Annotated in this window: 10 protein-coding genes and 2 pseudogenes; 6 read left to right on the top strand and 6 right to left on the bottom strand. The window is 52.6% G+C overall.

All coding sequences use genetic code 11. The annotated features are described in order from the left end of the window. The coding region (locus BM258_RS22435) for an ATP-binding protein (RefSeq protein ID WP_175528216.1) at positions 1-221 on the top strand (221 nt) is incomplete at its 5' end. On the opposite strand, the gene BM258_RS22430 is transcribed toward BM258_RS22435, so the two are convergent. Then, complete coding sequence (locus BM258_RS22430; protein WP_090075479.1) at positions 185-577, bottom strand: hypothetical protein; 393 nt, start codon at positions 575-577, stop codon at positions 185-187. The genes BM258_RS22435 and BM258_RS22430 overlap by 37 nt on opposite strands. 331 nt (positions 578-908) lie before the next feature. Here BM258_RS22430 and BM258_RS22425 point away from each other — a divergent pair, with 331 nt between their 5' ends. The 5 genes from BM258_RS22425 to BM258_RS22405 all read left to right on the top strand — a co-directional run bounded on the left by BM258_RS22425 (position 909) and on the right by BM258_RS22405 (position 5,919). Continuing rightward, positions 909-3,128, top strand: a complete 2,220-nt coding sequence (locus BM258_RS22425) for a glycoside hydrolase family 3 protein (RefSeq protein WP_210186855.1) — start codon at positions 909-911, stop codon at positions 3,126-3,128. Positions 3,129-3,151: 23 nt separating this feature from the next. Then, positions 3,152-3,463, top strand: a complete 312-nt coding sequence (locus BM258_RS22420; protein WP_090075477.1) for a hypothetical protein — start codon at positions 3,152-3,154, stop codon at positions 3,461-3,463. Positions 3,464-3,478: 15 nt separating this feature from the next. After that, on the top strand, positions 3,479-4,429 hold the full coding sequence (locus tag BM258_RS22415; protein ID WP_090075476.1) for an MFS transporter: 951 nt from the start codon (positions 3,479-3,481) through the stop codon (positions 4,427-4,429). A gap of 18 nt (positions 4,430-4,447) precedes the next feature. Next, positions 4,448-5,179, top strand: coding sequence for a sulfite exporter TauE/SafE family protein (locus tag BM258_RS22410; RefSeq protein ID WP_090075475.1), 732 nt, complete (start codon positions 4,448-4,450; stop codon positions 5,177-5,179). Between the two features lie 140 nt (positions 5,180-5,319). After that, complete coding sequence (locus BM258_RS22405) at positions 5,320-5,919, top strand: TetR/AcrR family transcriptional regulator (RefSeq protein ID WP_090075474.1); 600 nt, start codon at positions 5,320-5,322, stop codon at positions 5,917-5,919. On the opposite strand, the pseudogene BM258_RS22400 reads toward BM258_RS22405, so the two are convergent. The 5 genes and pseudogenes from BM258_RS22400 to BM258_RS22380 form a co-directional block, all read right to left on the bottom strand. Next, a pseudogene (locus BM258_RS22400) lies at positions 5,916-6,401 on the bottom strand (IS6 family transposase); the annotation flags it as partial. The gene BM258_RS22405 and the pseudogene BM258_RS22400 overlap by 4 nt on opposite strands. An 11-nt stretch (positions 6,402-6,412) precedes the next feature. Then, positions 6,413-6,891, bottom strand: a pseudogene (locus BM258_RS22395) (IS5 family transposase); the annotation flags it as partial. A gap of 266 nt (positions 6,892-7,157) precedes the next feature. After that, a complete protein-coding gene (locus BM258_RS22390; protein WP_090075473.1) occupies positions 7,158-7,919 on the bottom strand; it encodes an SDR family oxidoreductase in 762 nt (253 codons plus the stop codon). 2 nt (positions 7,920-7,921) lie between these two features. Then, positions 7,922-9,130, bottom strand: coding sequence for a mandelate racemase/muconate lactonizing enzyme family protein (locus BM258_RS22385; protein WP_090075472.1), 1,209 nt, complete (start codon positions 9,128-9,130; stop codon positions 7,922-7,924). A gap of 92 nt (positions 9,131-9,222) precedes the next feature. Continuing rightward, the gene (locus BM258_RS22380; protein ID WP_090075471.1) at positions 9,223-10,257 is read right to left on the bottom strand and encodes an L-idonate 5-dehydrogenase; all 1,035 of its coding nucleotides are present in this window, start codon (positions 10,255-10,257) and stop codon (positions 9,223-9,225) included. Positions 10,258-10,291: the final 34 nt, after the last annotated feature.

Here is a 10,291-nt window from a genome sequence, read left to right as displayed (position 1 = left end):
GGCGCGACTTGCTTGAAATCTTCGAAGAAAGATATGGCAATGCCTCGACGCTCATCACCAGCCAACTCCCCATCAGCACATGGCATGATGTCATTGGTGAGCCGACCTTCGCTGATGCCATCCTCGACAGGTTCGTTCACAACGCCTATCGCATCGAACTAGAGGGCCAATCCTTCCGAAAAACTCACGCCAATATGGGTGACGAAACCGGCCAAAACTGATAACAAAAATCAACCGCCTCACGGCAATGCATCAGAGCCGCGCGGATAGCCCGGAATGGGTGCGCGGATGTTGTTGGAATGACTGCGCGGATACGTCGGAATCCGCAGGGTTCTCCCCCTTGCCAGGAAAATTCAATTTCATCAAGCGGATTGGATTGAATATAGGTGCGGATAAAGGCTTCCAGAGTCTGATCATCCATCACACGCTGATCATTTTTAGGAAGTAGCGTGCCTTGTTCCTTCTCCAGATAGAAGCAATAGTCACAGGCGATATTGCATCGGAAGCCTGTTGGCTTGGCCATAAGATGATATGGCTTGCGCGCGGTACGCTTTGAGCCGCGGATACCCTTGGCCATGTTCCCTCCCTTGAATGATCGTGGATTTGATCACTCCTGTTGTTTTTACCCCATGCTTACGTCCATTCGCCAATGAAGGCTGTGATGTTGGTTTGAGGCAAGAAACAGTATTTACTTTGTGCATTGCATGTGCAAAGTAAACAAACGCTAGCTTTTATCCAAATGGTCGTCAACTGGAATTTTTTGTGAAAAACCTCAAACGCATCTGGTTGAATGAGCCTAAAGGCGAAGATGCAATTTAGAAAGGAATACCCTCTTGACCAATGGCGCAGGTTGGTTATAGCCTTGAGTTTACTTAGTGCGTACTAAGTACTAAATTAGGGAGATCTTCTTGAGCAATTCGCAATCTGAGGCGCATCAAAGCGCATTGAAACAATTCAGCGTCTCTTCGTTTGAAGAAGCTGTTTTGGCTGTGCAATCCGGACAGCCGCCAGAAGAACGTGCTGTATCGCTCTATGAGCAATTGACTCCAAAGGAGCGTCTGGCGCTGCTGCATGGTGACATCCCTTTTTGGAAGGGGCGGAGTGGCATCATGGAGTTTGGCTACAATCACATTCCCTATGTGATGGGCTCTAACAAAAGGCTAGGCATTCCCGGTATCAGCTTTATTGACGGACCGCGCGGTGTTGTGGTCGGAGAGGCAACGGCATTCCCGGTTTCCATGGCTCGCGGAGCATCATGGGATGTGGGGCTTGAAGAAGAGATCGGTCAGGCTATTGGCCTGGAAGTCCGCGCCAGTGGTGGTAACTTCTTTGGTGGCGTCTGTATCAACCTCCCTCGCCATCCGGCTTGGGGACGCATTCAGGAAACCTATTCTGATCAATCGGTTTTGATTGGTGAAATGGGAGCAGCATTGGTTCGCGGTGTCAAACCCAACGCAATGCCCTGCATCAAGCACTATGCTCTCAACTCGATGGAAAATGCACGGTTTGATGTTGATGTGTTGTGTGATCAGCAGACCATGCAGGAAGACTATTTGCCACATTTTCGCAAGGCTATGGATGCCGGTGCGGCTTCTGTTATGTGCGCCTATAACAAAATCAACGGGTACTGGGCTAGTGCCAACGCAAACTTGCTTACCGAGATTTTGCGCGATCAATGGGGTTTTGATGGCTTTGTTATCAGCGACTTTGTGTGGGCCATTCGCGATGCTGCGGAATCGCTGGATGCCGGCATGGACCTTGAAGCTCCGTTTGCTCAGCTGAGAGCTGATCGATTGCCAGCTGAGCTGGAAAGCGGCAAGGTTGGATGGGATAAGGTCGAGACATCCGCCCTGCGTCTGATCGCTACACAGCTGTGCCATTATGCGCAGAGACCTCAAAGTGAACCTGAGCCGAGCATCATCGCCGGGCAAAAGCACAGAGCTTTGGCTCGCAAGGCTGCTGAAAAATCTATGGTGCTTCTGCGTAACGAGGACGTTGATGGTCAGCCGGTTCTTCCGTTGGATGAGAAGAGCCTTAAAAGCATTGCCGTGCTGGGGCGCCTGTCTGACCTTGAGAACACTGGAGACAAAGGCTCTTCCAACGTCCATGCTTCCCATGTGGTTACTCCGCTCGAAGGCATTAAGGCCGCATTGCCGGAGGCGTCAATTTTGCATGCAGATGGAAGCGATCTGGCCGCTGCGGAAAGACTGGCTGGCGAAGCAGACGTTGCCGTCGTCGTCGTAGGCTATACCGCCGCAGAAGAAGGTGAATGGGTGAACGGGCGGATTTATGCGCGAGATGATCTCATGAAGCTTTATCCTGACCCCAAAACCGACGAAGAACGGTCGGTTCTCGCCACCATGCTTGAACGGCTTGAAGCTGCCAAGGGCAAGCCGGAGATTGGTGGAGACAGAAAGAAACTCGGCTTATTGCCGGAAGCTGTCGAGCTGATCCGCAAAATGCGTGCTGCCAACCCTCGGTGCATCGTGGTGGTACAAACGGCCGGGGCCGTCATGATTACCGACTGGTATGATGAAGTACCTGCTCTCGTTCTTGGATGGTACGCGGGTATGGAGGGGGGACATGCTTTGGCTGACCTTCTCTTGGGCCGTAAGAATTTTGCCGGGCGTCTCCCTTATGCCATGGCAGCGTCTGAGGACGATCTTCCTTACTTCGACGCAGCTGCAACGCAAATAGTCTATGACCGCTGGTACGGTCAGCGCAAGCTGGCGTGCGATGGTAAAGAAGCTTTGTTCCCGCTTGGTTTTGGGCTTTCATATACAGAGTTTTCTATCAACAGCGTGCATGTGGTGGAGAAAACCCAGGACGGTCTGCGCCTGTCTGTTGATGTCGCCAACATCGGCGAACGTACCGGACAGATCAATCTCCAAATCTATGGAGCCTGCTCGCAAGGTCCAAGAGCTGGCGAACGAGAATTGCTTGGGTTCGCTCTTGCGAATCTAAAGCCCGGTGAACGTTCAGAGATTTCAATCCAATCCAGTCTTCAGCCTCTATCTTGTTGGGATCAGGAGGGGCTTCAATTTGTGCCTCCTGCAGGAGAAATCGTGATAGAAGCGTCCCAACATTGGGGAGCCCCGGCCGGAGCCTGCACAACTCTAAAAATTTAATCTGATATTGGGAGGAAAATACAATGTCAGCACAAAACGCAAATGCCGGTTCTCCAAAGGGATGGACAGGCAAGACCTCAAACGATGACCAACCGCATTTCCCTACACGGATCGCAATTGGTCTGGCGATTGGGTCATTCTGCTGGATCGTGGCTTATCTGGGCGCAGTCGCCGTACTGCTTCCCGCGCGTGTTGCAGAGATTGATTCCGTTGATAAGGCTGCAATCATTGCACTCAATTCGACAATTTCCATGGTGGTGGCAACTCTTGCTAACCTCGTTATCGGTGCATTCTCTGATCTAACACGCAGCCGCTTCGGGCGTCGTACCCCCTGAATCTGGGTTGGTGCTGTGGGCTCTCTGGTCAGCCTCTACTATTTAGGGCAGGTCACCACAGCTGCTGGCCTGATCGCCACCTGGGCCATCTACCAGATCTTCCTCAACGCTATCATTGCGCCGCTAATAGCTACGATCGCTGACCGCATTGCGCCTCGTTACCGCGGGAGTGCCGCATCGGCCTACGCACTTGGTATCGGGGTTGGTGCAGGCTTGGGCCAGGTGATTGGCGCCCGGTTTATCGGCGATATCTCGATAGGTTTCATCGTTCTTGGCATTCTGACAGTCATCAGCGCGCCCGCAGCGTCCTACTGCTTCCGAGAGCTTTCTAGTACTGCCATGCCGAAAAAGGCATTCTCTAGGAAGATGGTGCTCGATCACTTCGTGTTCGCTCGTCACGATGCTCGCGATTACTATCTGGCGCTGTTTGGCAAATTCTTCATCATGGTCGCCAAATTCTCGATTCAAGGCTATATCCTCTACATTCTGACCGACTATCTGCTGCTCGATAAATCCGATGCAGGGCATTATATCTCGATCACGGCCACGATCATCATGATCGCAGGCATTGCCATGGCCTTTGTATCTGGCCCGGTCGCCGATAAACTTGGTCGCATCAAGTTGCCAGTTGTGCTTGCCTCTCTCCTCATCGCTCTTGGCGTTTTCTTGCCCTATTTTGCTCCGAATCCAACCATGATCATTCTTTATTCGGTCTTTGCCGGGTTGGGGCTTGGTATCTTCAATGCGGTTGATCAGGCTCTGAATATTGCTGTGTTGCCGGATCCTGAAACCTCCGCAAAAGATCTGGGTATCCTGAACTTTGCTGCCACTGGTGGTCAGATTGCAGGGCCGTTGCTCGCAGCAGTTGCCATCACGACCATCGGCTATCACGCACTCTTCTTAGTTTCCGGCTGCACTGCGATCATCGGCGCAATTTTGTTCCTGATGATCAAGCGTGTTCGCTAAACCGAGCGGAGAAAGCTGATGTATCTCCTCCTGATGTCGGTCTTCGTTGGCGCTATCTTGCAGAGGGTCTCAGGCATTGGATTTGCCATGGTTGTTGCCCCTTTCACGATCATCGCAATAGGACCGGCTCAGGGCGTGGTTCTGGTGCAAATCTGCGGCGTCACATCGGCGATTTGTGTTATGACACAGGTCTTCAAAAATGTGCATTGGACCACCTATCTTCTCTTGTTGCCGGCAAGTGCCATCGGGATTCTTGTCGGCACGTATCTTGTTTCATTGTTTCCCAGCGCAGAGGCTGAAATAGTCAGTGCCGTAATCATGCTCTTCATGTTGGCCTTGTCAGTTCTGGCTGGACGTTTGCGTGAATATCAGCGTGATGTGAGGAGCCTTGCTGTCGCCGGAGGGCTCGCTGGAGCAATGACCGTTCTGGCCGGGGTAGGGGGCGTGGCGTTAACGTCCCTGAAGCAGGCAACGCGATGGGATCAGGTATCCTTCGTCGCAACGCTTCAACCCTATTTGATTACGCTGTCGACAGGTACAGTCGTCGCGCGCGTGGTTGCTTCGCCAGATGCATGGCCCGTTCTTTCTGGCCTCGTTTGGCTCGGAATCTTGGCTGTCATGATTATCGGAATGATTTTAGGATCAAAGCTGGCTTGCGTGATGAGCGCAAGACATGCTGCTCAGTTGACCCTTTTGCTATCTCTGGTCGGGGCCGTCTCTGCCCTTTTTGACGGAATGTCAAAGCTCTAGAAATACCCTGACACAGGCTCATCTGTGTATCGTCGTACGGGGCAGGGTGACAATGGTGCAATATTCGGATTGCAGTGCTAGACTTGTCGCGAAACGCAAAAGATGCGTAATATTATTAATATAATTGGACAAGCAAATTCATGGGTTCATTGGGCAAGGGAACTGGGCAGCGGCTTAAAGCTGAAGACAGAAAGCTGCAAATTATTGATGTCGCGTCCCTCTTGATTTCACAGCGTGGCTATTGGGGTATCTCTATTCGTGATATTGCTTTGCAGTGCGGCATTACGGATACGGCAATCCTGCATCATTTTGGTACGAAAGAGCATATGCTTCTCGCAATCATCGAAAAACGCGACGAAGATGATCGCCAAGCCTTTGCAGATGAACTGGGGGTGAAGCGAGAGGATCTCTATAGCGCGATCCCACAGATCGAGCTTGAAGATGTGTGTGCGGCTATCGTCAAACGAAACGCCAAACAACCCGAAATAGTTCGCCTTTATGCTTTGCTGAGCGCCGAAGCGCTGCAGCCCAATCACCCCGTACATGACTATTTCGCCAAGCGAGAACAACAGGTGATCAATACCTTTGCCTCAGCAAAAAGTGAGATCAGCATGGCGCCTCAAGCACGAGGGCGCCTTCTGCTTTCGCTCATGGATGGTGTCCAATTGAGGTGGCTGCGGGACATTGCAAATGTCGACCTGATTGCCGAATGGAAAGTTGCTTCTTCCTTTCTATTTTGAAGTCCGAAGAGGAGAGCAATGAGATCATTCTGTTCGCGAACGGTCCACTGGCCTGCGAAGCCAAAACCTTTCTTGAGCCACAGCATTGCTTCGAAACCAGCGATGGTTCGTCTGGCTGTGTGGAATGATTGGAAACCACCAACCTTTGGCATATTCTTCTTGACCCTGAAATGATCGCTTTCTATGCGGTGCTGCAAATGCTTGGTGACATAATGCCCAGGGTCCGGCTTCAGGTGGCCTTTGTCGACCGATTGTTTGATCGTTGACGGGAATGTATTGGCGCCATCAGTGCCGATCTTGCCCGGCGACAGGAGCGGCTCTTCCTTGAGCATCTTGTTGAAGAAACGTTTTGCTGCCTCAATATCGCGGTTGGTTGTAAGCAAGAAATCCACGGGATTGCCGTGTTTGTCGATGGCCCGGTACAGATATTTCCACTTCCCCCGCACCTTGATATAGGTTTCATCTACCCGGATTGATCCGTAAACGCTGTTCTTAGTCTTTGCAGCAGATCTTCGGCATAACGGCAGTCAGCATGTTGCCCCTCAGACAGACGCAGGTCGATGGGAAATCCATCAGCATCGACAAGAGCATTTATCTTTGTCGTCAGGCCGCCCCTGGAACGTCCCATGCCTCGATTGGATCCCCCTTTTTACCGGTCGCACCATGCTGGTGCACTTGGACACATGATGAGTCAATCATCTGGATGTCACCATCGAAAGCTGATGAGATCGCTTCAAGCAGGTGATCCCAAACGCCAGCTCGGCACCAGCGCACAAAACGATTATAGCAGGTCGTATATGATCCATACCTTTCCGGTATGTCGGCCCATGGGCTGACTGTGCGAAACCGCCAAAGAATACCATTTATAACCCGTCGGTCATCCACGCGCGGCACGCCTCGACTCCTTTGCTGTAGAAGCGGTAAGATGACTGACCATTCGAAATCTGTCAGATCAAAGCGACGTCTCATCAAGCCCTCTTTTGTGAAGGCCATTGAATCAAATCAAGCGGCGGATGTGAGCCCGTTTATGAGTTTACGACCTAGTTTTCTCGCATTTAAACCCACTATTTCAGGTAATCAATCTCTGTTGATATACAGAGCCGAGTTAGAGATACTTAGACAAAATAGCATTTTACAAAACAATACTGCCTGTCAGATAGCTCTGGCAGGCAACAATGGTTTAAGAATACGGAAATCCGGACCACTTCGATAGCGCGCGGTCTCTTGGCCCTTCGGGCCTACAGGACAGCCAACATGCCGCCGTCGACATAGATAATCTGACCGTTTACATAATTCGAAGCAGAAGAGGCAAGGTAGACTGCAGTACCCACAAGCTCTTTAGGGTGTCCCCATCGTGCTGAGGGGGTTCTACCCTTGACCCAGCTGTCAAAGGCCTCATTTTCCAGAAGGGCCTTGTTCATTTCGGTGATCATGTAGCCTGGCCCGATCGCATTAGCCTGAATGCCAGAGGCGGCCCATTCAGCTGCCATGGAACGGGTCAGCAATTTGATCCCGCCTTTTGCTGCGGTGTAAGGCGCAACAGTGGCGCGTGCCACTTCACTGGTCAGCGAGCCGATATTGATCACCTTGCCATAGCCACGCGGGATCATGCGCTTGGCTGCTTCCCGACCGGTCACGAAAGCGCTGGTCAGGTTGGTGTCGATGACTTTGTTCCACTCGTCCGTGCTCATTTCCACCATGGGCTTGCGCAGCTGGATACCGGCATTGTTGATCAGGATATCGACATCAATCCCTTCAGCATCAAACTGGTTAAAGGCCGCGACAACCGAAGCGTCGTCGGTCACGTCAAAAGCGGCTTCATGCACCTTATGGCCTTTGGCGCGCAGCTCGGCTGCTGTTGTAGACACGCGTTCCTTGTTGACACCATTGACAATGACTGTGGCGCCGGCTTCGGCGAGCCCTTCCAGCATGGCGCGTCCAAGGCCTCGGGAAGACCCTGTGACAAGAGCGGTACGCCCGGTAAGATCAAAAAGGGACATTATTAAACCTCGCTACGTTTTACGGTCAGATCAGAGCGTTCGAAAACAGCTGGCAGCAATTCCGTGCCGAGCCCGGGGCCTTCCATGGGGTAGACATAGCCATTTTCGATGCGCGGAACCTCGGTGACCAGTTCCTTGTACCATCCGGTATAGAAGGCGCGCACGGATTCCTGAATGAGTGTGTTGGGCTGGCTGAAGGAGGCATGAATTGCTGCCGCGAAGGCAACCGGCCCAGTGCAGTCATGAGCAGCAAAGGGCTTGTGATAAATCTCTGCCAGAGATGCAATTTTCCGCCCTTCGGTCAGGCCGCCTGTCCAACAAAGATCGACCATGGCCAGATCTGTGGCGCCTTGATCGAACATATCCTTGTAAGGCCAGCGGGAGCCGAGCGTTTCACTGGCGCAGACCCAGACGTCTGTCGCATCGGCATATTCGGCCAACGCCTGCGGCGAGTTCATGCGGATCGGATCTTCAAACCAGGTCGGATTGTAAGGGGCCAGCGCTTTGGCAATATTCTTGGCGGTGGGGAGATTCCAAAGAGAATGAAATTCCACCAGAATATCCATCTTGTCGCCAACGGCTTTGCGGATCTTTTCAAATGGATCCAGAGCCGTTTTTAACTGGTCCTTGGTGATGAACAGGCCTCTGTTTTCAATCGCAGGTGGATCAAATGGCCAGATTTTCATGGTGGAAATGCCCTGCTCGAGCAGGCTTTCGGCAAGCGCGCCTGCATCGTTCATGAAGGCGGTCAAATCCTCATATGGTCCTTCGTCCTCATCAGCGGCTGCCCGGTTCCAAGTGTCCACCGGCTTGATGTTGCGGGTCCGAACATAGTGATAACCGGCACAGGTGTTGTAAACCCGAAGGCGGTCCGCGCAAAGGCCCCCCAGCATCTGATGAACCGGCTGATCGCAGACCTTACCCAGAATATCCCATAGCGCGAAGTCTACCGCTGATGCCGCTCTGTATTCGGCGCCGGTGCTAGACTGGGCCAGTGGCAGGTTAAGCATCTCCTGATTCAAAGCCTCAATGCGCAGCGGGTCCTTACCCAGCAAGCGCCCGGCAAGGGTATCATGGATATGCGCCGCTACGGCATCGGCTCCATAGAAGGTTTCACCCAATCCGATGATGCCGGCGTCTGTATGAACGCGGACCCATAGAACGTTTGAGAATTCTTCCGCTTTGAGCGTTTCTATCGCTGTGATTTTCATGTTCGCCTCAATTTGAAATAGAGCAGGGCGTAAAGACGGCCTGGAAAAGGGAGGATGATGCGGGGAGGGACGCATCATCCTTGTGACCGGGACTAGTCAAAAGTGAGCTGCACCTTCATGACGCGCGCCCGATCACTCGCAAGATCAAAGGCTTCCACTGCTTTTTCGAAAGGCAGTGCTGTTGTGATGATCGGTGAAATGTCAATCAGCTTTTTACTCATGAGATCAATTGCATAGCCGAATTCCTCGCCAAATCGGAAGGAGCCCACCAATTGCAGCTCTTTGGACACGATCGTGTTCATGACGATGGACATCTCGCCACCAAGGCCCAGCTGGATGACGCACCCGTGCGGACGAATGGTCTCGACGGCAGACCGGAAGGCTGACTGATTTCCCGATGCTTCAAACAGCACATCGAAATAGCCCTTATCTGCCGAATAAGCGGTGAGCTGTTCAGGATTGTTGGCAACGTTGATTGTTGCACTGGCTCCTGCTTTGCGCGCGATGCCAAGGGGGAAGTCGCTGACATCCGTCACAACGATTTCCGACGCTCCAGCATAGCGTGCGGCAATGACAATGAGTGCCCCAATCGGACCGCAGCCCGTAATCAGCACTTTCTGGCCGACGAGCGATCCGGCCTGACGAATGGCGTGCAGGGCGACACTGAGGGGCTCTGCGGTGGCCGCTTCCGACATGCTCATACTGTCGGGGATAGGGAAGACCTGACTTTCGCTGACCAACAATATTTGCCGGAACATGCCCTGTGCATGAGGGAAGCGCATGGCGCTGCCGAAATAATGCATATTGAGGCAATGGGTCTGTTGACCTGCGCGGCAGAACTTGCATTCGCCACAGGGCAGGCTGGGATTGAGAGCAACGCGCATTCCTGTTTTGAGATGCGTTACCTCTGATCCGACGGCGTCAATCGTCCCTGCCGTTTCATGGCCAAGAGCCATGGGCTCCTTGATGCGCACGGTTCCAAAACCACCATCGTGATAATAATGCAGATCCGAGCCGCAAATGCCCCCATACTCGATCCGGACGCGCACGTCATGTGGGCCGGGTTCTTTGACCTCAACGGGTTCGATCCGAAGGTCTTTGGGCGCGTGTATGATGACACCATGCATGGTAGATGTCCTTTCATGGGAGAATGTGTTTTCT

It is taken from the genome of Cohaesibacter marisflavi (assembly GCF_900115225.1).
GTDB lineage: Bacteria > Pseudomonadota > Alphaproteobacteria > Rhizobiales > Cohaesibacteraceae > Cohaesibacter > Cohaesibacter marisflavi.
The sequence above is the reverse complement of the archived record's forward strand: the minus strand, read 5'-3'. Positions and strand labels throughout refer to the sequence as shown.

Coding starts and splice junctions, on each gene's coding strand:
- BM258_RS22430 (WP_090075479.1), bottom strand. CDS start 577: ATGGCCAAGGGTATCCGCGGCTCAAAGCGTACCGCGCGCAAGCCATAT.
- BM258_RS22420 (WP_090075477.1), top strand. CDS start 3,152: ATGTCAGCACAAAACGCAAATGCCGGTTCTCCAAAGGGATGGACAGGC.
- BM258_RS22410 (WP_090075475.1), top strand. CDS start 4,448: ATGTATCTCCTCCTGATGTCGGTCTTCGTTGGCGCTATCTTGCAGAGG.
- BM258_RS22405 (WP_090075474.1), top strand. CDS start 5,320: ATGGGTTCATTGGGCAAGGGAACTGGGCAGCGGCTTAAAGCTGAAGAC.
- BM258_RS22390 (WP_090075473.1), bottom strand. CDS start 7,919: ATGTCCCTTTTTGATCTTACCGGGCGTACCGCTCTTGTCACAGGGTCT.
- BM258_RS22385 (WP_090075472.1), bottom strand. CDS start 9,130: ATGAAAATCACAGCGATAGAAACGCTCAAAGCGGAAGAATTCTCAAAC.
- BM258_RS22380 (WP_090075471.1), bottom strand. CDS start 10,257: ATGCATGGTGTCATCATACACGCGCCCAAAGACCTTCGGATCGAACCC.